The 21614-nt window shown below is 65.2% G+C and carries 22 protein-coding genes; 10 read left to right on the top strand and 12 right to left on the bottom strand.

Annotated features, from left to right (window positions below; translation table 11 throughout):
* Nucleotides 1-5 precede the first annotated feature (5 nt).
* Together FFS37_RS18740 and FFS37_RS18735 are read right to left on the bottom strand one after the other, a co-directional pair.
* Nucleotides 6-1892: an ABC transporter ATP-binding protein gene (locus FFS37_RS18740; protein WP_137932440.1), complete on the bottom strand. Its 1887-nt coding sequence runs from the start codon at nt 1890-1892 to the stop codon at nt 6-8.
* Nucleotides 1893-1921: 29 nt separating this feature from the next.
* Nucleotides 1922-2443 (bottom strand): hypothetical protein, encoded by a 522-nt coding sequence (locus tag FFS37_RS18735; RefSeq protein WP_171026330.1) that lies wholly within the window; start codon nt 2441-2443, stop codon nt 1922-1924.
* 283 nt (nt 2444-2726) lie between these two features.
* Between FFS37_RS18735 and FFS37_RS18730 the strand changes: the two genes are divergently transcribed.
* Together FFS37_RS18730 and soxR are read left to right on the top strand one after the other, a co-directional pair.
* Nucleotides 2727-3185 carry a tRNA (cytidine(34)-2'-O)-methyltransferase gene (locus FFS37_RS18730; RefSeq protein ID WP_137932439.1) on the top strand — a complete coding sequence of 153 codons (459 nt, stop codon included), beginning with the start codon at nt 2727-2729 and terminating at the stop codon, nt 3183-3185.
* Nucleotides 3186-3347: 162 nt separating this feature from the next.
* Nucleotides 3348-3800: a redox-sensitive transcriptional activator SoxR gene (gene soxR / locus FFS37_RS18725; protein WP_137932438.1), complete on the top strand. Its 453-nt coding sequence runs from the start codon at nt 3348-3350 to the stop codon at nt 3798-3800.
* Nucleotides 3801-3815: 15 nt separating this feature from the next.
* Here the strand turns inward: soxR and FFS37_RS18720 are convergent, their stop codons facing one another.
* Nucleotides 3816-4073: a hypothetical protein gene (locus FFS37_RS18720; RefSeq protein WP_013893458.1), complete on the bottom strand. Its 258-nt coding sequence runs from the start codon at nt 4071-4073 to the stop codon at nt 3816-3818.
* 182 nt (nt 4074-4255) lie between these two features.
* Between FFS37_RS18720 and hemF the strand changes: the two genes are divergently transcribed.
* Together hemF and FFS37_RS18710 are read left to right on the top strand one after the other, a co-directional pair.
* Nucleotides 4256-5170 (top strand): oxygen-dependent coproporphyrinogen oxidase, encoded by a 915-nt coding sequence (gene hemF, locus FFS37_RS18715; RefSeq protein WP_137932437.1) that lies wholly within the window; start codon nt 4256-4258, stop codon nt 5168-5170.
* Nucleotides 5171-5336: 166 nt separating this feature from the next.
* A complete protein-coding gene (locus FFS37_RS18710; RefSeq protein ID WP_137932436.1) occupies nt 5337-5522 on the top strand; it encodes a DUF1059 domain-containing protein in 186 nt (61 codons plus the stop codon).
* A 30-nt stretch (nt 5523-5552) separates the two neighbouring features.
* Here the strand turns inward: FFS37_RS18710 and FFS37_RS18705 are convergent, their stop codons facing one another.
* Genes FFS37_RS18705 through FFS37_RS18695 form a run of 3 tightly spaced genes read right to left on the bottom strand, consistent with a single transcriptional unit; the run spans nt 5553 to nt 8076 of the window.
* Nucleotides 5553-6818 (bottom strand): CCA tRNA nucleotidyltransferase, encoded by a 1266-nt coding sequence (locus FFS37_RS18705; protein ID WP_137932435.1) that lies wholly within the window; start codon nt 6816-6818, stop codon nt 5553-5555.
* Entirely contained in the window at nt 6815-7447 is a 633-nt protein-coding gene (locus tag FFS37_RS18700) for a CoA pyrophosphatase (protein ID WP_137932511.1), read from the bottom strand. The genes FFS37_RS18705 and FFS37_RS18700 overlap by 4 nt, the downstream gene beginning before the upstream one ends.
* Complete coding sequence (locus FFS37_RS18695) at nt 7447-8076, bottom strand: DUF1285 domain-containing protein (RefSeq protein ID WP_137932434.1); 630 nt, start codon at nt 8074-8076, stop codon at nt 7447-7449. Before FFS37_RS18695 ends, FFS37_RS18700 begins: the two co-directional genes overlap by 1 nt.
* A 157-nt stretch (nt 8077-8233) precedes the next feature.
* Between FFS37_RS18695 and FFS37_RS18690 the strand changes: the two genes are divergently transcribed.
* The 4 genes from FFS37_RS18690 to FFS37_RS18675 are packed head-to-tail and all read left to right on the top strand — an operon-like array spanning nt 8234 to nt 15161.
* Complete coding sequence (locus FFS37_RS18690; protein ID WP_137932433.1) at nt 8234-9238, top strand: AAA family ATPase; 1005 nt, start codon at nt 8234-8236, stop codon at nt 9236-9238.
* On the top strand, nt 9238-10206 hold the full coding sequence (locus tag FFS37_RS18685; RefSeq protein WP_137932432.1) for a DUF58 domain-containing protein: 969 nt from the start codon (nt 9238-9240) through the stop codon (nt 10204-10206). Before FFS37_RS18690 ends, FFS37_RS18685 begins: the two co-directional genes overlap by 1 nt.
* Nucleotides 10203-13025 carry a DUF4159 domain-containing protein gene (locus FFS37_RS18680; RefSeq protein ID WP_137932431.1) on the top strand — a complete coding sequence of 941 codons (2823 nt, stop codon included), beginning with the start codon at nt 10203-10205 and terminating at the stop codon, nt 13023-13025. Before FFS37_RS18685 ends, FFS37_RS18680 begins: the two co-directional genes overlap by 4 nt.
* 60 nt (nt 13026-13085) lie before the next feature.
* Nucleotides 13086-15161 (top strand): hypothetical protein, encoded by a 2076-nt coding sequence (locus FFS37_RS18675; protein ID WP_137932430.1) that lies wholly within the window; start codon nt 13086-13088, stop codon nt 15159-15161.
* A 175-nt stretch (nt 15162-15336) separates the two neighbouring features.
* On the opposite strand, the gene clpS is transcribed toward FFS37_RS18675, so the two are convergent.
* The 4 genes from clpS to FFS37_RS18655 all read right to left on the bottom strand — a co-directional run bounded on the left by clpS (nt 15337) and on the right by FFS37_RS18655 (nt 16921).
* Nucleotides 15337-15642, bottom strand: coding sequence for an ATP-dependent Clp protease adapter ClpS (gene clpS / locus FFS37_RS18670; protein WP_137932429.1), 306 nt, complete (start codon nt 15640-15642; stop codon nt 15337-15339).
* 158 nt (nt 15643-15800) lie between these two features.
* Complete coding sequence (locus FFS37_RS18665) at nt 15801-16115, bottom strand: hypothetical protein (RefSeq protein WP_137932428.1); 315 nt, start codon at nt 16113-16115, stop codon at nt 15801-15803.
* A 164-nt stretch (nt 16116-16279) separates the two neighbouring features.
* Nucleotides 16280-16585, bottom strand: a complete 306-nt coding sequence (locus FFS37_RS18660; protein ID WP_137932427.1) for a hypothetical protein — start codon at nt 16583-16585, stop codon at nt 16280-16282.
* A 36-nt stretch (nt 16586-16621) separates the two neighbouring features.
* Nucleotides 16622-16921 carry a hypothetical protein gene (locus FFS37_RS18655; RefSeq protein ID WP_171026329.1) on the bottom strand — a complete coding sequence of 100 codons (300 nt, stop codon included), beginning with the start codon at nt 16919-16921 and terminating at the stop codon, nt 16622-16624.
* A 282-nt stretch (nt 16922-17203) separates the two neighbouring features.
* Here FFS37_RS18655 and FFS37_RS18650 point away from each other — a divergent pair, with 282 nt between their 5' ends.
* Both FFS37_RS18650 and FFS37_RS18645 read left to right on the top strand, forming a co-directional pair.
* On the top strand, nt 17204-17920 hold the full coding sequence (locus FFS37_RS18650) for a response regulator (RefSeq protein ID WP_137932425.1): 717 nt from the start codon (nt 17204-17206) through the stop codon (nt 17918-17920).
* Nucleotides 17917-19323, top strand: a complete 1407-nt coding sequence (locus FFS37_RS18645) for an ATP-binding protein (RefSeq protein WP_137932424.1) — start codon at nt 17917-17919, stop codon at nt 19321-19323. Before FFS37_RS18650 ends, FFS37_RS18645 begins: the two co-directional genes overlap by 4 nt.
* 136 nt (nt 19324-19459) lie before the next feature.
* Here FFS37_RS18645 and choV read toward each other — a convergent pair whose 3' ends face one another.
* Together choV and choW are read right to left on the bottom strand one after the other, a co-directional pair.
* A complete protein-coding gene (gene choV / locus FFS37_RS18640) occupies nt 19460-20641 on the bottom strand; it encodes a choline ABC transporter ATP-binding protein (protein WP_137932423.1) in 1182 nt (393 codons plus the stop codon).
* On the bottom strand, nt 20638-21492 hold the full coding sequence (gene choW / locus FFS37_RS18635; RefSeq protein WP_137932422.1) for a choline ABC transporter permease subunit: 855 nt from the start codon (nt 21490-21492) through the stop codon (nt 20638-20640). The genes choV and choW overlap by 4 nt, the downstream gene beginning before the upstream one ends.
* Nucleotides 21493-21614: the final 122 nt, after the last annotated feature.

Here is a 21614-nt window from a genome sequence, read left to right as displayed (position 1 = left end):
GGTCATCATTCTGCGGCTTGCCCCTTTGCTATAGCGTCATTGGCGATTTCGGCCGGGATGTCCTCCAGCAGGAACCCGCCCGACTGGCGCTGCCAGAGCTGTGCGTAGAGCCCGCCCTTGGCGACCAGTTGCTCGTGCGACCCTTCCTCGATGATGCGGCCCTGGTCCATCACCACGAGCCTGTCCATCGCCGCGATCGTCGACAGCCGGTGCGCGATGGCGATGACGGTCTTGCCCTGCATGAGCTTGTAGAGGTTCTCCTGAATGGCGGCTTCCGCCTCGGAATCCAGCGCCGACGTCGCCTCGTCAAGGATAAGTATCGGCGCATCCTTCAACATAACGCGAGCGATGGCGATGCGTTGCCGCTGGCCGCCGGACAGTTTGACGCCGCGATCACCGACATAGGCGTCGAACCCCTTGCGGCCGCTGCCGTCAGAAAGCGCGCCGATGAAGTCCAGCGCCTCGGCCCGCCGAGCCGCCTCGACAAGCATCTCGTCTGAAGCATCGGGCCGGCCGTAGAGGATGTTCTCACGCACCGAACGATGCAGCAGCGAGGTGTCCTGCGTGACCATGCCGATCTGGGCGCGCAGCGAATCCTGCTTCACACCGGCGATCTCCTGGCCGTCGATCAGGATTCGGCCGCTTTCCAGGTCGTAGAAGCGCAGCAGCAGATTGACCAGCGTCGACTTGCCGGCGCCCGAGCGGCCGACAATGCCGACCTTCTCGCCCGGTTTCACCGACAGCGACAGGTTTTCGATGACGCCTTTCTGCTTGCCATAGTGGAAGCCGATACCATCGAAGCGGATCTCACCCCTGGAAACGACGATCTCCTGCGCATCCGGCCTGTCCTCGACGAGGCGCGGCAGCGAGATCGAGGCGATGCCGTCATGCACCGTGCCTATGTTCTCGAACAGGGCCGACATTTCCCACATGATCCATTGCGACATGCCCCACATTCTGAGCACCAGGCCGATGACCACGGCGACCGCGCCGATCGTTACCGCCTGCCCCATCCAAAGCCACAGCGAGATGGCGGTGATCGAGAACAGCAGCAGCGAGTTCAGGATGTAGAGTGTACCGAAAAGCACCGTGACCAGCCGCATCGACCGGTAGACCGTGCTCAGGAAGCCATCCATCCCTTCCCTGGCGAAGGTGGCCTCGCGGCGCGCATGCGAAAACAGCTTGACCGTCTGGATGTTGGAATAGCTGTCGACGACGCGGCCGGTCATGACCGAGCGTGCATTGGCCTGCTCCTCGCCAACCTTGCCCAGCCGGGGAATGAAAAAACGCAGCAACAGGATGTAGCCGACCAGCCAGACAGCCAGCGGCGCCGCCAGCCGCCAGTCGGCCGAGCCGACGATGAACAGCATGCCGAGGAAATAGACGATGACGTAGTTCAGGACGTCGAGCACCTTGATGACGCATTCGCGCACGGCCAGCGCCGTCTGCATCAGCTTGGTGGCGATGCGGCCGGCAAACTCATCCTGGTAGAAGCTCATCGATTGCTTGAGCAGGTAGCGATGCACCTGCCAGCGGATGCGCATGGGATAATTACCCATCAGCGTCTGCTGGTTGAGCAGCGAATGCAGCCACACCGTGCCCGGTAAGGCGAACAGCACGATGAATGCCATGCCCGCGAGTTTCCAGCCCTCCGTCTGCAGGAAGGTTTCGCGGTTCGCCGCCGACAGCCAGTCGACGATGTGGCCGAGGAAGCCGAACATCCAGACTTCCGCGATGGCGATGGCCGCCACCAGCACCGCGTCGACAAGGATATAGGGCCAGGCGCCACGCGTATAATGCAGGCAGAAGGCCACCAGCGTCTTGGGCGGCTCGACGGGTTCCGCTGCGGGGAACGGATCGAGCCTTCTTTCAAACCAGTTAAACAACAACATAGGTCATGCCTGTCAAATCTGTTTTCCGCTTACGCGGCGTGGCGATGTACGTGATCTTCGGATCGCATGGCGCCGGGGGCCGATGATCCGGAATCATCCGGACCATCGGCCCTGCTTCGCGCAATATAGGGGCTCGCGGGCTTTTCGCCGACAGGCTCCGTCGCCGGTCCCGGCGATGCGGCATCAACGACCCGGATTTTCGCGCCGGGCCGGATCAGCCGCATGATCCGGCGCACCAGCGAGGGCCGGCTAGGATCGGGAACCGCGCGCGAGAAATCGACATCGGGCAGCATGCCGCGATGCGGACGGCGGCGCGTTTCGGCGTGCATTGCCGACGAATAGGTGTCGCCGACCAGAAGCGCCCAGGTCGGCAAGCGGTGGATATGCAGGCTCCTCGAGCCCGGTATTCTGTAGGGATCGAACATTGGTCCGTCCTCCGTATTGAAATAGAGATAAAACGGGTGGTCGACATCATGCCGCGGAATGAGCGGCGTATCGGTCGGGACACGTTGGGGCGGGGCCGTCGGCCCCTTGTTCAGCTTGAAAAACATCGCAGGATTCCCTCGAAGACCAGAAGATGGTTTCGGCGGAACTCGGTGCGGGAGTGTCTAAAGGATCAGGAGAAACGTCGTACCGAAACCGCCGGGGCGCAAATAAGCCCACGGGTGGGGCGCTGGATGTGCATGGTCATCATGAAATACCCCTCCTACGGTTCGGGTTGACAATGCGGGTCGTATAAACGCATTCGCACCAGATGGCCAGCCTGAAGTCCAGGAGCCGCCAAAACGACCATGCCTCTGTGGCCGATCCGCCACTTATTAGAAGGATGCGAAAATGAACGGCCGTTTCCGCATCGCCCTCTACCAGCCTGACATTGCCGGCAATACCGGGACGATCCTGCGCTTGGCCGCCTGCCTTGGCCTTGGCGTCGACATCATCGAACCGGCCGGCTTTCCGCTCTCCGACAAAGCGCTCAAGCGCGCCGGCATGGACTACCTCGAAATGGCTGCCCTGACCCGGCATGTCGACTGGAACGCCTTCGAGGACTGGCGCAAGGCGCAGTCGCGCCGGCTGGTGCTGCTGTCGACCAAGGCCACCGCCGCCTACACGGGCTTCGCCTTCGCCGACGGTGACATCCTGCTCTTCGGGCGCGAATCCGCAGGCGTGCCGGATACGGTCCACCAGGCGGCGGACGCGCGGCTGACCATCCCGATGCAAGGCGGCGCGCGTTCGATCAACGTCGCGCTGTCCGTCGCCATGGTCGCGGGCGAAGCCATCCGGCAGCTCGGATAGAACAGGCACCGCGTCGATCGCGCGATGCCTGCCATCGCCGGCGGCAACGGTTTGTCCGGTCATTCTCACCCAGGCGCACATCGCCCTCTCCTGTCATTTGCCCGATCGTCATTTCTTCGCTACAACCTCAACTTAAGTTGAGATCAAGCGGAAAAGTGACAGATGGCTCCAGTAACGGAATTGACGGTTGGTCAGGTGGCGAGGCGCAGCGGCGTGGCCGTGTCGGCGCTGCATTTCTATGAAACCCGTGGCCTGATCCGCAGCCACCGCACCTCGGGCAACCAGCGCCGCTATGCCCGCGACGTGCTGCGCCGGGTCGCGGTCATCAAGATCGCCCAGGAGGTCGGCATCTCGCTGACCGAGATCGGCGAGGCGCTCGCCTCCCTGCCGGAAGGCCGCGCCCCGACACGCGACGACTGGAGCCTGCTGTCGACCGCCTGGCGCGACGGGCTCGACCACAAGATCGCCCAGTTGAAGAAACTGCGCGACGGGCTGAGCGACTGCATCGGCTGCGGCTGCATGTCGATCGACAAATGCCCGCTCAGGAACAAGGGGGACAAGCTGGCCAGGGAAGGAACGGGAGCGCGGAGGTTGCTTCTTCCTTCTGCCCGTTAACGGGGAGAGGGAATCCTAATCGGCCGCCGGCAGCCGCCTGATGGTAAACTCGATCAGGTCGCCCGGGCGTTCGAACCAGCTCTCGATCTCGGTCCAGTAGGCCTGTTTGGGGAAGCGCTCGAACCACTCCTTGGCCTTGAGGCGGGCGTCGGAGCGCGGCAGAACGAAGGTTTCGCGCAAAAAGCCGTCACGCGGCATGCGCTCGCGTTCGGCCCGGCTTTGGTCGAGCCTCTTCTTCAGGCCATCCAGCGGCGGTCTCGCCGGGGTGCGCACCAAACAACTCCTTAGCCCCTTGCGCATGACCCGGAATCGGCATCGATGTCCAGAATGGGATCATGCGCAAAACCAAAGTGACTTGACCCTTCCCTCCAAGAGATTAGGGATCGCGCCGGCAAAAGACGAGTCATTTTGTCCGGGGGGCCGGATCCGACTCGCCCGACAACCGGAGACGGCACTTGGAACGACCCGAAATACCCGCTGGCCTGCCCGCCGATATCGAAGAGAAGAAAATGAAGGCCCGCCTGTGGTTCGAGGCGTTGCGCGAACGCATCTGCGGCGCCTTCGAACAGATTGAGCAGGACCTGCAAGGGCCGCTTGCCTCATGGTCGCCTGGCCGCTTCGAAAAGACCCCCTGGGAACGCGACCAGGGCAAGGGTGGCGGCGGCACGATGTCGATGATGCATGGCCGCGTCTTCGAGAAGGTCGGCGTCCACACCTCTACCGTCTATGGCGAGTTTTCGCCCGAATTCAGGAAGCAGATGCCGGGCGCCGAGGAAGATCCCCGCTTCTGGGCCTCCGGCATTTCGCTGATTGCCCATCCCTGGAACCCCAACGTGCCGGCCGTGCACATGAACACGCGCCTGGTCGTCACCTCCCGCCACTGGTTCGGCGGCGGCGCCGACCTGACGCCGGTGCTCGACCGCCGCCGCACCCAGGACGATCCCGATACCGTGGCCTTCCACCGCGCCATGCAGTTCGCCTGCGAGAAAAACGCCGACGTCGCCGATTATCCGAAATTCAAGGCCTGGTGCGACGAGTACTTCTACCTGCCGCACCGCAACGAGCCGCGCGGCATCGGCGGCATCTTCTTCGACTGGCTGCATTCGGGCGAGGACAAGGGCGGCTGGAACGCCGACTTCAACTTCGTCCAGGATGTCGGGCGCTCCTTCCTGGTCGTCTACGGCCACCTCGTGCGGGCCAATTTCAACGGCAACTGGACCGATGGCGACCGCGACGAGCAGCTTATCCGCCGCGGCCGCTACGTCGAATTCAATCTGTTGCATGACCGCGGCACCATCTTCGGCCTGAAGACCGGCGGCAATGTCGCCTCCATCCTGTCCAGCCTGCCGCCGGAGGTGCGCTGGCCCTGACCTCTGAGCATGCCGGGGGCGCACGATGCTTTGATGCAACCAGAGCGCCCCTCATGTGTTATGGTCTTTGCCCCGCTCATGGGCCGAATTGCGCGCGGCGCCGGACCATGCGCCAAGAAAAGTGGCGGAGCCCCGGCAGGCTCCACGGAGGAAGAGGAGAAATCCGATGAAGGAATTTCACTGCGGGTCGCTCGTACCCGGCTGCGAATGGCACACCCGTGCCGACGAGGAAGCCGAAGTGATGCGGCGCGCCGTAGAGCACATGCGCGAGACGCATGGCGAAACCATCATCCGCGAAACGATGATCGAAGCGATCCGGTCACGGATCCAGAAGGTCCGTGACGCCGCCTGATTGGAAGAACCAGCAGTCGGGTGGGAAATCCTACCCGGCGTTCAGGGCTTGCGCGGCGCGGTCGAGCAGCGTGCCGCGATCGGGCGCAAAGCCCGCCTCGACCCATTCCGCTTCGAGGTTCTTGAGAATTTCGCCGAGCTTGGGGCCCGGCTTTGCGCCAAGCGCCGTGAGATCGGCGCCTTTCAGCGGAAACACCGGTTTTTCCCATTTCAGCGCGAAGCCAAGCAGGCGTGAGAAGCCGCCTGCCTCCAGCAGGGCCTCATTGTCCTCGACAGCGCGCACCCGCGCGCCCGCGAGCGACAATCGCAAGCGGTCGACGAACCCTTGCGGGTCGCCTCGATAGAGCCTCTTTGCCAGTTCGCCTTCGGTCGTCCTCGGCGCGACGGCCGCGGCCAGCGCCCAGTGACGCAACCGCTCCGCCTCGCCGGTCGAAAGCCGCAGCCGCTCGGCGAGCGGCTTCATGCGCGCGGCATCCGGCGGCACGATCGCCTCCAGCCGCAGCAGCGGATCCGGCGCCCAGCCCAGATCCTTCTCGGCCTTGGCCAGCCCATGGATCGCGTCGATGCCCCATTTCTCGCTTTCGGGCAGCGCGGCGGTCAGGACGCCAGCCTGCCGCATCCAAAGCAGCGCCCGCGACGGGTCGGGCGCCGAAAGCAGCTTTTTCAGTTCCGACCATATGCGTTCGGCCGAAAGCTGCGCCAGTCCATCCTTCAGCCGGGCGCAGGCCTTCACCCCTTCGGCGTCCGGCCGCCCTTCGCCATACCAGGCAAAGAAGCGGAAAAAGCGCAGGATACGCAGATAATCCTCGCGGATGCGGGCTTCGGGGTCGCCGATGAAACGCAGGCGCCGCGCCTCGATGTCGGCGATGCCGCCGACAAGGTCGACCACCGTGCCGTCGGCCTCGGCGTAGAGTGCGTTGATGGTGAAATCGCGCCGCTCGGCGTCCGCCTTCCAGTCGCGCCCGAACGACACTTTGGCGCGCCGCCCGTCTGTCTCGACATCGGCGCGCAAAGTCGTGATTTCATAGGGCTTTCCGCCGGCGACCACCGTGATGGTACCGTGCTCGATGCCGGTCGGCACCGCCTTGAAGCCTTCCGCCTCGGCGCGGCGGATGGTCTCTTCAGGCAGGCAGGATGTGGCGATGTCGATGTCGGCGACCGGCTGCCCCATCAGCGTGTTGCGCACCGCACCGCCGGCGATGCGCGCCTCCTCGCCGCCCTGTGTGAGTACGGCAAGCAAACGCTGCAGATGCCTGTCTTCCAGCCACTCGGCGCTGCCCGCGATCGAAACACTCAAGCATAAAGCCTTTCATAAAGCGTACGGATGATGCCGGCGGTGACGCCCCAGATGCGCCGGTCGCCATAAGGCATGTCGTAGAAGAACCATTCGAGATCGTTCCACATGCGGCTGTCGCGTTTGTGGTTGCCGGGATCCATCAGGAAGTGCAGCGGCACTTCGAAGGCGGCGTCGACCTCATCGGCGTTCAGGATGAGATTGAAAGGTGGCCGCACTATGCCCAGCACGGGCGCGATGCGGTAGCCGCTGCCGGCAACGTAGTCGGGCATGCGGCCGATGACCTCGATGCGGTCGGCGCCAAGCCCGATCTCCTCGAAGGTCTCCCGCAGGGCGGCGGCCTCGGGGCCGGCGTCGGCCGGATCGATGGTGCCGCCGGGAAAAGCCACCTGCCCGGAATGGCTGCGCAGTTTCTCGGCCCGCTTGGTCAACAGAACCGTCGCCTCGCCATCATGATCGACCACCGGGATCAGCACCGCCGCATTACGCAACGCTTTGCCCTGGTTGAGGCGCGGGTGGCCCGGATTGAACCGGTGGTCGCCATAGTCGTCACCGGCATGCGCCCGCGGCTGCGCGGCGAAGCGCGCACGAAAATCCGCCGATGAGAACGGCGCCGGCGACATTCTGTCCATCATGCGCTGAGCCGTTCCAGCTGGTCCGCCGGCATGATGGCGAACACCGCGCCGTTCGAGCGTACGGCAAACATGGTCTTGCCGTTAATCTCGATTTCCTCGCCATGTCCGACCAGTTCGTACATGACGGGCCGCGCCACCAGTGCCTCCAGCCGGCCGCGCACCAGGAGATAGGGCTTCAGGCCTCCCGTCTCGTCCTCGTCGACGAAGCGCAGGGGCCGCTCCGGCCCGGCCTCCACCACGTCGCCGACATTGGTCCGGAAGGTGATGACCTGCTCCTCGCCACGGCCCGAAACGTCCATCTCGACGGCGATGAACGGCGCATCGGCGACCCGTATGCCGACCTTTTCCACCGGCGTCACCAGATAGGTCCTGCCGTCCGCATCCTTGCGCAGCACGGACGAGAAAAGCTGCACCAGCGGCATGCGGCCGATCGGCGTTCCCAGGTAGAACCAGGTGCCGTCCGCCTTGATCTCCATGTCGAGATCGCCGCAAAAGTCGGGATTCCAGCGCTCGACCGGCGCGGCGCCCTTGCCGGCACGCGCCGCGCGCGAGATCAGCGCCTCGAGGCCGCGTGCCTCGGTCGCCTGCGTAAGGCTTTGTTGGCGATGTTCAAAGTGTTCCGTCATCGTCACGAAATAGTCACTGTTGTTCCGCTTGTCAGCCTAAGTCTGTGATTTAAGTTCGACCATAGGCTCTGTGCGAGGCCGAATCGCGGCAACTTATGCTATGGTGTCGCCGTATTTCCAACCATAGGTATCTCCAGTCAAAAAGGGATCGAGCTGCATGAGCGTGATGGTCAAGGAAAGCCCGATCAGCGAAAAGGACATGGTCGCCGAGGCCGAGAAGGCACTGGCCGACATTTCCAGGATTCGCGAGGGGGTTGGCCGGGTCATCTTCGGCCAGGAGAATGTGGTCGAGCGCACTCTGGTGGCGCTGCTGGCCGGCGGCCATGCGCTGCTCGTCGGTGTGCCGGGCCTGGCCAAGACCAAGCTGGTCGAGACGCTGGGCGTCGTGCTCGGCCTTGATTCGCGCCGCGTCCAGTTCACGCCCGACCTGATGCCGTCGGACATTCTCGGTTCCGAGGTCATGGAACAGGACGAGGCCGGCAAGCGCTCCTTCCGCTTCATCTCCGGGCCGATCTTCGCCCAGCTGCTGATGGCCGACGAGATCAACCGCGCCTCGCCGCGCACCCAGTCGGCGCTGCTGCAGGCCATGCAGGAATACCATGTCACCATTGCCGGTGTCCGCCATGACCTGCCGGCTCCCTTCCATGTGCTGGCAACGCAGAATCCGCTGGAGCAGGAAGGCACCTATCCCTTGCCCGAGGCCCAGCTCGACCGCTTCCTGATGCAGGTCGACATTCTCTATCCCGAAATCGAGGCCGAACGCCGTATCCTGCTGGAGACCACCGGCGTCGAGGACGCCAGGGCAACCAACGTCTTGCAGGCCGCACGACTGAAGGAGATCCAGACGCTGATCCGCCGCATGCCGGTGCCCGAAAGCGTGGTCGAGGCGATCCTGACGCTGGTGCGCTCGGCCCGGCCCGGCCAGGGCAATGCCGAGACCGACAAGCACGTCGCCTGGGGGCCCGGCCCACGTGCCAGCCAGGCGCTTATGCTGTGCACGCGCGCCCGCGCGCTTTATGACGGACGGCTGGCGCCGTCGGTCGACGACGTCCGCGCACTGGCCGAGCCGGTGCTCCAGCACCGCATGGCGCTGACTTTCGCGGCCCGCGCCGAGGGCACCAGCGTGCGCGATGTCGTGGCGAAGCTTGTGAAAGGGATTTGATGGCGCGCATCGGCGAGGTCCAGGCTCCGGCAGCGACGCGCGACGCGCTCGCCCGTGGCCGGTTGCGGGCGTCGCTTGTGCCGGACCTGCTGGTCGAGGCGCGCCGCATCGTCAACACCGTGATCGCCGGCTGGCACGGCCGCCGCAAGCGCGGCATCGGCGAGAATTTCTGGCAGTTCCGCCCCTATGTCGAAGGCGATTCCTCGCGCATCGACTGGCGCCGGTCTGCCCGCGACGACCACACCTATGTCCGTGACCGCGAATGGGAGGCCGCCCACACGGTGTGGCTGTGGGCCGACCCATCGCCGTCCATGCTCTACAAGTCGACGGGCGCCAGCGTTTCCAAGCAGTCGCGCGCGCTGGTTCTGGCACTCGCCATGGCCGAACTTTTGTCGCGCAGCGGCGAGCGCATTGCCTGGCCCGGCCTGACCGATCCATTCACCGCCCGCAACGGCGCCGAGCGCATCGCCGCCCAGCTCATGCACGCCGGCGACCTGCCGGCAAAGCCCGACCTGTCCGGCATCCGGCGCTTCTGCGACATCGTCATCGTCAGCGATTTCCTCGACCCGGTCGAGGACACCATGGCCTGGCTCGACGTGCTTGCCCGCCACGGCGTACGCGCCCATCTGATCGAGGTCGCCGACCCTGCCGAGGAAACCTTCCCCTATGCCGGCCGCACCGAGTTCACCGACCCCGAGACGGGTGACAAGCTGACCGCCGGCCGTGCCGAGATGCTGGGCGATGAGTACCGTCTTCTCTACACCGCCCGCCGCGCGGAATTGGCCGGCTGGTGCAAGCGGCTCGGCTGGAGCTTTACCGTCAATCACACAGACCGGCTGGCTTCCGAGGCGCTGGTGCGCCTGCACATGGCGATGACCGCCGATGGCCCGTCCGCCGGCATGATCGCAACTGGCGATCAGCCCAGGCCGACCGCTGGCGGTCGTGCCGGAAAGGCGGCGGTCGCATGAGTTGGCTGCCGCTCTCCTTCGGCGCCCCCATGGTGCTGTGGGGCCTGCTGGCGCTGCCGGTGATCTGGTGGCTGCTGAGGTTGACTCCGCCCAAGCCGCAGAGCGAAATCTTTCCGCCGCTGAAGATTCTGGCGCGCGTTCTGAAGCGCGAGGAGACTCCGCAGCAGAGCCCATGGTGGCTGACGCTGCTCAGGCTGCTGATGGCGGCGCTCGTCGTCGCGGCGCTTGCCGAACCGGTCTTCAACCCGCGCGAAAAACTTCCGGCCGAGGGTGCCGCGCTCGCGCTGGTCATCGACAATGACTGGGCTAGCGCCGCCGACTGGAACAAGCGCGTCGCCACCGCTGAGCGGCTGATCCACGACGCGGGCTCTAACGGCCTGCCTGTAATCATCGCCTTCACCGCCGAAAAGGCCAATGCGGAGATCGGCCCCTTCGACGCCGCCGCCGCGCTCGACCGGCTGCGCGCCGCCAAGCCGCGGCCGATCCCCACCGACCGGCCCGCCGTCTATGCGCGCGTTGCCGGCGCGCTGGAAGCTCTGCCCGGCGCCAGCGTCGCCGTGCTCGCCGACGGGCTTGCGGCAAAGGGCGACGAAGCCGCCTTCAACACGCTCTTGTCGAAAAATGCCGCCCGCGTCATCTGGGCGAACGCCGACCGGCTTGCGCTGACCGGACTGACCGGCGCCGACAACCAGGTCGACGGCTTCGCGCTGACCGCGATCCGCGCGCCGGGAGATCCCGCTCCCGCGCAGGTCACCGCCGGAGCCTTCGACGACAAGGGCCGCCGCATCGCCGATGCGACGCTGACCTTCGCGCCGGGCGAGGCCACCGCCACGGGCACGATGACGGTGCCGTTCGAACTGCGCAACGATTTCGCCTCGATCGCGCTCGACGGCGAGCGCCAGGCGGGCGCGGTGCGCGTGCTCGACGAAAGCTCCAAGAGGCGCCGCGTCGGGCTGTTGTCGCAGGCCGAGGCCGACCAGGCGCAGCCGCTTCTGTCGCCGCTCTACTATATCAGGCGCGCCCTGCAGCCCTTCGCCGATCTGGTCGAACCCTCCAGCGCCGATCTCGCCGACGCCATCCCGCAGATCCTCGACCAGAAGCCGGCGATGATCATCATGGCCGACATCGGCACCATTCCCGCGCAAGTGCGGCAAAGGCTGGTCGACTGGGTCGACAATGGCGGCACGCTGGTGCGCTTCGCCGGCTCGCGGCTGGCCGCCGCCGGCAATGACGACGACTTGCTGCCGGTGCGCCTGCGCACCGGCGAACGCTCGCTCGGCGGCGCGCTGTCCTGGACCTCGCCGCAGCCGGTCACCGAATTTCCCAAGGCCGGCCCCTTCGCCGATCTTGCGCCGCCAACCGAGGTGACGGTGAGCCGGCAGGTGCTGGCCGAACCGACCCCCGACATCGTCGAGCGTACCTGGGCCGCGCTTGCCGACGGCACGCCGCTGGTCACCGGGCTGAAGAAAGGCAAAGGCACACTGGTGCTGTTCCACGTCACGCCCGAGGCGACCTGGTCCAACCTGCCGATCTCGGGCAGTTTCGTGGAGATGCTGCGCCGCATCGTGCAGCTGTCGCGCAACCAGGGAGCGGCGATCGCCGGGGCCGAGGCCGCCGCCACTTCGCTGGCACCCTATCGCATGATCGCAGCCGACGGGTCGCTTGTGCAGCCAACGCCGGATGCGCGACCGCTGGTGCCCGGCGCCGGCGCGCTGCCGGTGACATTCGACAACCCGCCCGGCCTCTACGGCTCGGAAAGCGGCGTTTTCGCCCATAATCTGCTCGATGCAGCAAGTACGCTGACGCCGCTGGCCCGCCCGCAGGTCAACGTTCCGGTCACCTCGATCCAGTATGCGTTCGATGAGTCGCGCAACCTCAAGGGCGCGCTGGTCGCAGCCGCCCTGGTGCTGATGCTGCTCGACACGCTGGCGGTGCTTTGGATGGGCGGGCTGTTTTCGCGCCGGCCGCGCCGCGCGGGCGCGGCCGCCACCACTGCTGCGATCCTGATCGCGATGGGAGCCTTGTTCGGCCATGCCGACCTCGCCCGCGCCGATGATGCCAAGCCCGGCGATGACGTGGCCATCGCGGCGATTTCGAAGACCCGCATCGCCTATGTGCTGACCGGTGTGCCGGGCGATGATTCGATCAGCCGCGCCGGGCTCGAAGGCCTGACGCGTTTCCTCATCGAGAAGACGGCGCTCGAACCGGGTGCGCCTGCCGGCGTCGACATCTCGAAGGACGAACTGTCGTTCTACCCGCTGATCTACTGGCCGATCGACCCCGCGGCCCCCATGCCGAGCCAGGCCGCGATCGCCCGCATCGACGCCTATATGCAGCAGGGCGGCACGGTGCTGTTCGACACGCGCGACCAGTTCGCCAACGGCATCGGCGCCGATTCGACCAGCCCGGCGACCGAGCGGCTGCGCGACATACTGGGCAACCTCAACGTGCCACCCCTGGAGCCGGTGCCGGCGGACCATGTGCTGACCAAGTCGTTCTTCATCCTGCCCGAATTTCCCGGCCGCTTCAGCGGCAGTCCGCTCTGGGTCGAGGCATCGCTCGATGCCAGCAATGCCGACAACCGTCCGGTACGCACCGGCGACGGCGTTTCGCCGATCATGATCACCGCCAATGACTTCGCCGGCGCCTGGGCCGTCGACGAGAATGGCGATCCGTTGCTGCCGACCGTGCCGAACGATCCGATGCAGCGCGTCTATGCGCTGCGCGCCGGCGTCAACATCATGATGTACATGCTGACCGGCAACTACAAATCCGACCAGGTGCATGTGCCGATCCTGCTCGAGCGGTTGGGGCAGTAGGATGGCGTCCTTTACTGCAGCTCCGCGGATCGACCCTCTCCATGGAAGGGAGGGTAAGGCATGAACTGGTCCATTTCCTTCGAACCGCTGATCTCCTGGCCGCAGCTGGCCCTGGTCCTGGTGCCGCTGGCATTGCTGGCGGCGGTCGGCCTGTGGCTGCGCCAGCGAGGCGCGGTGCTACGCTTCGTTGCCCTGCTCGCGCTTGCCGCCGCCTTGTTCAACCCGGTCTTCCTCGACGAGGAGCGCGAGCCGCTGAAAAGCGTTGTGGCGCTGATCGTCGACCGCAGCCAAAGCCAGGATATCGGCGAGCGCACCAAACAGACAGATGAGGCTCTGGCCGGGCTGCAGCAGCGCCTTGGCCGCTTCAAGCAGTTCGACGTCCGCGTCGTCGAGGCCGGCAAGTCCGACGCCGCCGAGGAGCGCACGGAAACGCGGCTGTTCAGTGCGCTGGAAGGCGCCTTCCGCGATGTGCCGCCCTCGCGTATCGGCGGCGCCGTCATGATCACGGATGGCGAGGTGCATGACGCCCCTGCCGGCGCGCCCGACTTCAATGCTCCGCTGCACGCGCTCATCACCGGCAACGAGCATGAGAAAGACCGCCGCATCCGCTTCGAGAACGCGCCGCGCTTCGGCCTCGTCGGCAAGCCGCTCGACATGACCTACCGTGTCATCTCCACCGAAAACGAGACCGCTCCGGTGGATGTTCGGGTTTCGGTCAATGGCGAGCAGGTCGCGGTGGAGCATGCGATCGTCGGCCAGGCCATGCCACTGCAGGTGACCATTCCGGGCGCCGGCCGCAACATCATCGAACTCGCCATCGACCGCGAGCCGGGCGAGTTGACCGACGCCAACAACAGGGCGATCGCGCTGGTCGACGGCATCCGCGAGAACCTTCGCGTGCTCCTGGTTTCTGGCGAGCCGCATGCCGGCGAGCGGACCTGGCGCAATCTGTTGAAATCCGACGCCTCGGTCGATCTCGTCCATTTCACCATCCTGCGGCCGCCGGAAAAGCAGGACGGCACGCCGATCAACGAACTGTCGCTGATCGCCTTCCCGACCCGCGAACTGTTCGTCGAGAAGATCAAGGACTTCGATCTCATCATCTTCGACCGCTACCAGCACCGCGACGTGCTGCCGATCCTCTATTACGACTACATCTCCGAATATGTCGAAAAAGGCGGCGCGCTGCTGATCGCCGCCGGCCCGGAATATGCCGGCGACGCCTCGATCGCGCGCACCCCGCTGATGTCGGCCTTGCCGGCGATGCCAACCGGGGAGGTGGTCGAAAAGGCCTTCTATCCGCGCTTGACCGATCTCGGCCAGCGTCACCCCGTGACGCGCGGTCTCGACGGTTCCGCCAACGAGCCGCCGCACTGGAGCCGCTGGTTCCGCACTATCGGCGTGCAGAATCCGCAGGGCGAAGTGGTGATGAAGGGTGCCGACAACAGGCCCCTGCTGCTGCTTGACCGCAAGGGCGAAGGCCGCGTCGGCATGCTGCTCTCCGATCAGGGCTGGCTGTGGGCGCGCGGCTTCGAAGGCGGTGGCCCTCACGTCCAGCTCTACAGGCGCATCGCCCACTGGCTGATGAAGGAGCCCGAACTCGAGGAAGAGCGGCTGACCGCGGAGGGACGCGGCATGGTGCTGGAGATCCGCCGCCAGACGATGGCGGACGAACCCGGCCCCGCCCAGATCATCACCCCGTCCGGCAAGACCTTGACCGTCAAGCTCGACAAGTCCGAGCCCGGCGTCTTCCTTGGCAGCGTTCAGACCAGCGAGATCGGCCTCTACCAGGTCGCCAATGGCGATCTCACCGCGCTCGCCCATGTCGGGCCGGTCAACGCGCCGGAATTCGCCGATGTCATCTCCACGGAAGACCGGCTGAAGGCGCCGGCGGAAGCCACCGGCGGCAGTGTGCGCCGGCTTGCGTCACCCACCGCGCCCGACAGCGTGACATTGCCTTCCGTCGTCCCCGTGCGCTCGGCCGGCGACGCTTCCGGCAGCGACTGGATCGGCCTGCGCACCACCGACGACAGCGTGCTCAAGGCCGTCTCGCGGGTTCCACTGTTCGGCGGCTTCCTCGGTCTCGGCCTGCTGCTCCTGGCGATGGGCTCGATGTGGTACCGCGAGGGACGGTAGCGGCGCCTCTTCCTTCTCCCCTTGTGGGAGAAGGTGGATCGGCGCGCAGCGCCGAGACGGTTGAGGGGTGCTCCAGCGGAGTGAGGCGTCGGTGTTCCCTGGAACACCCCTCATCCGACCTCGCTTCGCGAGGCCACCTTCTCCCACAAGGGGAGAAGGGAAGAACCCCTACTCCTCACTCCTCCGGCTCTACCGTGAACAGCAGCGGATAGCCCTTGGCCTTGCCGGCATCCGTGGCGCGCGTCGCCTTGGTCTCGGCGACGTCCTTGGTGAAAACCGCGACCACACAGACACCGCGCCGGTGGGCGGTGATCATGATCCGGTGCGCCTGGTCCTCGCTGAGCTTGAACTCGCCCTTCAGCACCGTCACCACGAATTCGCGCGGCGTGAAATCGTCATTGACGAGGATGACCTTGTAGAGCTTCGGCCGCTCGGTTTGCGGCTTGACCTTGGTGCGCGGCTTCGTGGTGATTTCAGGCATGTGAGGTGACAGTCCGGGAGCCGACGGTTTGGGCAACGGTTTCGCGATCACGCGGCGCCCGGCATCCTGCCACGAGCGGCGGCGATCGTCCATTTGGCCGGCAGCTGTCCACGGACGGCCCGGCCGTTCATGTCATGTGGGATCGTGCCGGGCGCGGTTCAACGGCCCTGGCGGCCAAGCACGCGGCGATTGGCATCGGCATCCGTCCGGCGCTCCATCCAGGCGGCGATCGGCCATGCCACGATGCAGATCAGCGTCACGCTGGTGAGCAGGATGAGCAGCCAGTTCTGTGCCGGCGTGATGTAGTCCCAATTGCTGGAAATCACCGGTGCGAACACCGAAGGTTCGGTGCGTCCGCTCGCCGGATCCGGCACGGGGCTGGCTGTAAGCAGAACCAATGCCCTGGCAATGCCGGTGGCAACCAAGCCGCCGAGCGCTACCGAGCGGAAAATGGACGAACGCCGCTTCTTCATGCGGATTGTCCTACAAGACCGGCGTTGCGAACGGGTTAAGTCCGATCAAGGTGCGTGTCCGGAAGCCGCCGGTGCTCAGGCTTCGATCATGCCCCTTGGCAGAAGGCCGCCCCAGCCGATTTGCGGCTGGAACGGCCCTTGATGGTAACTGACTTCAGAGTTGATCAGGGCTTCTTCTTGGCCGGAGCGGCAGTAGCCGGAGCGGTGGTAGCCGGGGCCGTCGCGGCAGCCGCCTTCTTGGGGGCCTTCTTCACCGGGCACTTGTGCTTCTTGGTTTCCTTGCAGACGGTCTTCTTGGCGACCTTCTTCGGAGCGGCCTTGGCCGGTGCGGTTGCCGGGGCAGTGGCGGCCGGAGCGGTGGTCGTGGCAGCGGCGGCAGCGGTGGTGGTGGCAGCGGCGTTGCCGAGAACCGGCATCGAGAAGGCCATGGCAACGGCCAGACCGAGGGCGGACAGGAGGGACTTCTTCATGGCTTCATTTCCTTTTTATGCGGGTCGTTTTGAGCGTCACTGGACCGGGTCGTTCGGTGTCACTCCAAGCAGCTTCAGAGCGTTGGCGAGCATCCGGATGCCCTGCGCCTGTTTCTTGGCAGCGCAGTACCGGTTGCCCTTTCTCTGAAGTGCCTTTGCCGCGGTGACCTGCGTTGCCGTGGCATGGGTTTCGAGGGCTTCATCAAATTGGTGGCTGAGATTGGCGCACCGTTCGCTCCTGGTGAGCGGCCCCTTTGCTTCCGATTGCCCGACAGCTGCGGTGACCAGGCTAAGGCCCAGCAACGCTCCCAACAAGCTGATCGACAATCTTGACATTGGCTTATCCGTAAACCCGGAGACTAGCGTCGCAGCCGATAACCTGACCGCCACGGCACTGTTTATGCCGCCCGACCTTTTCAGGAGTTTTTCCCGATTGTAGAATTTTGTTTCTGGATTGTGTCTGGCCAGACGGCGCCATGCCGGCCATTGTTTTCGACGGAGAGAACGCGCAATTGGTTCTCCCTTGAATTACAAGGCACTGGCCAACATATGGCCCGAATTCTACTGTGTGGCTCCCCGGCCAGGGATGATTTGGCCGACAAACGAGACAGGACTTCCGTGAAATCAGACGCGCACATACTGATCGTCGACGACGACAAGGGCATTCGCGACCTGCTGCAGGAATTCTTCCAGAAGCGGGGCCTGCACACTTCGGTCGCCGCCGACGGCACCGAGATGGAAACCATCCTGCGCCGCTCGCAGGTGGACCTGATAATCCTCGACGTGATGTTGCCCGGCAAGAGCGGGCTGGAACTTTGCCGCGATCTGCGCGCCCAGTATACGACGCCAATCATCATGCTGACCGCCGTCACCGAGACGACGGACCGCGTCGTCGGCCTGGAAATGGGCGCTGACGACTATGTGCCCAAACCCTTCGATCCGCGCGAACTCCTCGCCCGCATCCGCGCCGTGCTGCGGCGCAACGGCGCCCCCGAGCCCAAACGCGCCACATCAAAGCAGATCTACCGCTTCGCCGGCTGGACCATGGACTGCGCGCGGCGCCGTCTGACTGCGCCCGACGATGTCAGGGTCGAACTGACCATGGCCGAATTCAATCTGCTGCAGACCTTCGTCAAGAGCGCCCAGCGCGTCCTGACCCGCGATCAGCTCATCGAGCTCTCCGGCGGCGACAGCGACTATTCCTTCGACCGCAGCATCGACATCCTGGTCAGCCGGCTGCGGCGCAAGATGGAGGACGACCCCAAGACGCCCAAGCTCATCCTGACCGTGCGAAGCGGCGGCTACCAGTTCCTGCCCGAGACGACCTCCGAATGAGACGTTTTCTGCCGCAGACCCTGCCCGTCTGGGTGCTGCTGATCGTCATTGCAGGGCTGCTGATCAGCCAGGTCGCGACCCTTTACATCGTGTCGCGCGACCGCGCCGCCGCCAATGACGTGGTCGACCTCTATCGCCTCAACGACCGCGCTTTCTCGTTGGTGCAGCTGATGAGCAACGCCACGCCCGAGGAGCGCAAGGCGACCGCGGCCGGCCTGTTCAACTCGACCTACGCGCTCACGGTCTCCGACACGCCGGCCGTCACTTCCTCGATCGCCGGCGACGACGAACTGGCCGAACTTGAAGACATTCTCGTCGGCCGGCTGTCGAAATTCGGCGTCACCGACGCACGCGTGCGCCGCGATCCCGCCACCCGGGAGGCCGACGACGCCAGCGCCGTGTCCGGCCCCGATATCGGCCAGGTCGAGCGCGACCTCCTGGTGCTGGCCGCCGATTTCGCCCAGAGCGACAAGCTGACGGCGTCGCTGCGCTTCGCCGACGGCCAGTGGCTGAACTTCACCGAGCCGATCACGCCGGTCGGGCCGATCCTGAGCGTCGACAGCCTCCCCCTCTATTCGCTGATCGCAGGCCTGGTGGTGATCATGTCGATCTGGTCGCTGCGCCGCCTGACGGCGCCCTACCGGATGATGGAAACCGCCGTCAACCGGATCGGCAACGACCTGAAAAGCCCGCCGATCGCCGAGAGCGGCAGCCGCGAGGTGCGCGCCGCCGCCAAGGCGATCAACTCCATGCAGACGCGGCTGCGCGAATATGTCGAGGATCGAGAGCATCTCGCCGCCGCCCTGGCGCACGATCTGCGCACGCCGATGACCAGGATGCGGCTGCGCCTCGAGCTGCTGCGCAAATCGCCGGCGCGAGAGGCCCTGACCCACGACCTCGCCGACATAGAAAGCATCGCGAGCTCCGTGATCGACTTCGCCAAGTTCGAGGTAACGGAGGAGAAGGCCGAGCGGATCGATTTCTGGTCACTCGTCGAATCGATCGCCGACAGCTACGAGACCGTCTCCTTCGACAATGACGATGCCCGCTCGCGCGGGCTGATCTGCATGGCGCGGCCGGTGGCGCTGAAGCGCTGCATCACCAATCTGGTGCAGAACGCCGTCACCTATGGCAAGAGGGCGCATCTCAGCCTGCATCGGTCGGACGGCACGATCACGCTCGCCATCCGCGACGAAGGCCCCGGCATACCTCAGGCCCAGCTCGACGCCGTGTTCGGCTCTTTCGTGCGCCTCGAACAGTCCCGCAACCGCCAGACCGGCGGCCTCGGCCTGGGGCTTACCATCGCCCGCAACATCGCGCGCGCCGCCGGCGGCGAAATTCGCCTCTCCAACCACCCGCAGGGCGGGCTGCTGACGGAACTGCGCCTGCCGCTGGCGGGATGAGGCATCCGAAAAGCACACAATTCCAGAAAAAGCTGGAATCGGTTTCCCGGGAGAAGCGCGTCGCGCTTCCCGTGGGAATTGCTTGAAAACAAAAGAACTTGAGCCGTTCAGCGCTTCGATGAAGCGCTGAACGGTTTTAGCGCCGCAACACCGCGCTCAGAACGTCGCGGATGCCGATCGAGCCGACAAACCGCGAGCCTTCGTCGAACAGCGCCACCGGGGCTGTCTGCGAGCGATGCATGGCCAGCATCACGGTTTTCAGCGGCGTGCCGGGATTGGCCCAGAACACTTGCGCGGCTTCCTCCGACTGGCCTTCGACATCGGCGCAGGAAACCCACACCGCCGGCTTGCCGTCGCGCTCGGCCGCCGCCACGAGGCCGTGGTCGTCGATCCTGAAGCGCGTCGTCTTGCGCCGGTCGAGCCACACCCAGCCGTCGGCGCCCTGTTCGAGGTCGCGGCGGTCGCGCATCACGTTCCAGGCGGTCAGCACCGACAGCGGGTTAACGTTGGCGATGAAATCACGCACATAATCGTTGGCCGGCCGCAGCACGATATCCTCGGGCGCGCCGGTCTGGACGATGCGGCCGCCCTCCATGATGGTGATGTGGCTGCCGATCTTCAGGGCTTCCTCGAGATCGTGGCTGACGAAGATGATGGTCTTCTTCAGTTCCGCCTGGAGCTGCAGGAGTTCGTCCTGCAGCTTGGTGCGGATCAGCGGGTCGAGCGCCGAGAACGGCTCGTCCATCAACAGGATCGGCGCCTCGGTGGCAAAGGCGCGCGCCAGGCCGACGCGCTGCTGCATGCCGCCCGAAAGCTCATGCGCGTATTTCTTCGACCACTGGTCGAGGTTGACCAGCTTGAGCTGCTTGTGCACCCGCTCCTTGCGCTCGGCATCGGGCACGCCGGCGAGTTCGAGGCCAAGGCCGACATTCTCCTCCACCGTGCGCCATGGCAGCAGGCCGAACTGCTGGAAAACCATGGCCACCTGCTTCTGGCGCAGGCGACGCAAGGTCGCGTCGTCGCAGGTGACGACATCGACGGTCTTGTCGCCATCCTTGACCAGGACCTGGCCACGCGACACCACATTGAGCCGGTTGACGGCCCTGAGCAGCGTCGACTTGCCGGAGCCCGACAGGCCCATGAGCACAGAGATTTCACCTTCGTGCACAGTGAGGCTCGCTCCCGCGCAGCCCAGCACATTGCCGGTCTTCTCCAGGATTTCGGCCCGCGTGGCGCCCTTGTCGATGAGCGCCAGCGAACCCGCCTGGTCGGCGCCGAAGACGATGTCTACGTTCTTGAAATCGACGGCGATGGTCATTTCTTGCCTCCAACGCCAATGCGGGTCATGCGGTCGAGCACGATGGCGAGCACGACGATGGCCAGCCCGGCTTCAAGCCCGAGGTCGATGCGGCGCGAACCGAGCGCCCGGTTGATTTCGGTGCCGAGTCCGCCGGCGCCGATGAGGGCCGCGAACACCACCATCGACAGCGACAGCATGATCGACTGGGTCAGTCCCGCCATGATGGTGGGCAGCGCCGACGGCAGTTCCACCTTCCACAACAGCTGCCGCTTGGTGGCGCCGAACGCCTCGCCGGCCTCGACGATCGACTTCGGCACCGAGACGACGCCGAGATGGGTGAGCCGGACCGCGGTCGGGATGACGAAGATGATGGTGACGATGAGGCCCGGCGCATTGCCGAGGCCGAACAGCGTCAGCACCGGAATCAGGTAGACGAAGGTCGGCAGCGTCTGCATCAGGTCCAGTACCGGCAGCATGACACGGTAGACCTTTGGCTTGTGCGCCGCCCAGATGCCGAGCGGCACGCCGATGGCCATCGCCATGGCGGCGGCCGCGACAACCAGCACCAGCGTCTGCACCGTCTGCTTCCAGAGATTCTGGTTGATGATGAAGATCAGGCCGAGGAAGACGCCGATGGCCAGCGGCCGCGAGCGCTGCAGAAGCCAGGCGACAATGGCGATGAGCAGGGCAAGCAGCACCGGCGGCACCATCAGCAGGATATTGACCAGCCCGTCCAGGATGAAATTCAGCCCGTTTGAAAAGGCCCTGAACACAGTGTCGAAATGATCGGTCAGGAAGCCGAAGAAAGCCTTGCCCCACGGTCCGATGGGGATCTTGTAGTCGACCAGGAATTTGGAAATCGGATCCATATCGCCCCTCTCCTGCACGAGACCGCCCTGCCCTCGGCCTGCGCTGTCGCTGCGTCATCTTCTCACAGCATATGAAAAAGGGCAGCCTTTTCCAGAATGGCTGCCCTTGAATTTTCGGCTAT

It is taken from the genome of Mesorhizobium comanense, assembly GCF_005503535.1.
Taxonomy (GTDB): domain Bacteria; phylum Pseudomonadota; class Alphaproteobacteria; order Rhizobiales; family Rhizobiaceae; genus Mesorhizobium; species Mesorhizobium comanense.
This window is presented reverse-complemented; position numbering and strand designations above follow the sequence as displayed.

Excerpts from the sequence above, each read along its gene's own strand:
- FFS37_RS18740 (WP_137932440.1), bottom strand. The coding sequence starts at position 1,892 with ATGTTGTTGTTTAACTGGTTTGAAAGAAGGCTCGATCCGTTCCCCGCA.
- FFS37_RS18735 (WP_171026330.1), bottom strand. The coding sequence starts at position 2,443 with ATGTTTTTCAAGCTGAACAAGGGGCCGACGGCCCCGCCCCAACGTGTC.
- FFS37_RS18730 (WP_137932439.1), top strand. The coding sequence starts at position 2,727 with ATGAACGGCCGTTTCCGCATCGCCCTCTACCAGCCTGACATTGCCGGC.
- soxR (WP_137932438.1), top strand. The coding sequence starts at position 3,348 with ATGGCTCCAGTAACGGAATTGACGGTTGGTCAGGTGGCGAGGCGCAGC.
- FFS37_RS18710 (WP_137932436.1), top strand. The coding sequence starts at position 5,337 with ATGAAGGAATTTCACTGCGGGTCGCTCGTACCCGGCTGCGAATGGCAC.
- FFS37_RS18700 (WP_137932511.1), bottom strand. The coding sequence starts at position 7,447 with ATGGACAGAATGTCGCCGGCGCCGTTCTCATCGGCGGATTTTCGTGCG.
- FFS37_RS18695 (WP_137932434.1), bottom strand. The coding sequence starts at position 8,076 with ATGACGGAACACTTTGAACATCGCCAACAAAGCCTTACGCAGGCGACC.
- FFS37_RS18690 (WP_137932433.1), top strand. The coding sequence starts at position 8,234 with ATGAGCGTGATGGTCAAGGAAAGCCCGATCAGCGAAAAGGACATGGTC.
- FFS37_RS18685 (WP_137932432.1), top strand. The coding sequence starts at position 9,238 with ATGGCGCGCATCGGCGAGGTCCAGGCTCCGGCAGCGACGCGCGACGCG.
- FFS37_RS18680 (WP_137932431.1), top strand. The coding sequence starts at position 10,203 with ATGAGTTGGCTGCCGCTCTCCTTCGGCGCCCCCATGGTGCTGTGGGGC.
- FFS37_RS18675 (WP_137932430.1), top strand. The coding sequence starts at position 13,086 with ATGAACTGGTCCATTTCCTTCGAACCGCTGATCTCCTGGCCGCAGCTG.
- clpS (WP_137932429.1), bottom strand. The coding sequence starts at position 15,642 with ATGCCTGAAATCACCACGAAGCCGCGCACCAAGGTCAAGCCGCAAACC.
- FFS37_RS18665 (WP_137932428.1), bottom strand. The coding sequence starts at position 16,115 with ATGAAGAAGCGGCGTTCGTCCATTTTCCGCTCGGTAGCGCTCGGCGGC.
- FFS37_RS18660 (WP_137932427.1), bottom strand. The coding sequence starts at position 16,585 with ATGAAGAAGTCCCTCCTGTCCGCCCTCGGTCTGGCCGTTGCCATGGCC.
- FFS37_RS18655 (WP_171026329.1), bottom strand. The coding sequence starts at position 16,921 with ATGTCAAGATTGTCGATCAGCTTGTTGGGAGCGTTGCTGGGCCTTAGC.
- FFS37_RS18645 (WP_137932424.1), top strand. The coding sequence starts at position 17,917 with ATGAGACGTTTTCTGCCGCAGACCCTGCCCGTCTGGGTGCTGCTGATC.
- choV (WP_137932423.1), bottom strand. The coding sequence starts at position 20,641 with ATGACCATCGCCGTCGATTTCAAGAACGTAGACATCGTCTTCGGCGCC.
- choW (WP_137932422.1), bottom strand. The coding sequence starts at position 21,492 with ATGGATCCGATTTCCAAATTCCTGGTCGACTACAAGATCCCCATCGGA.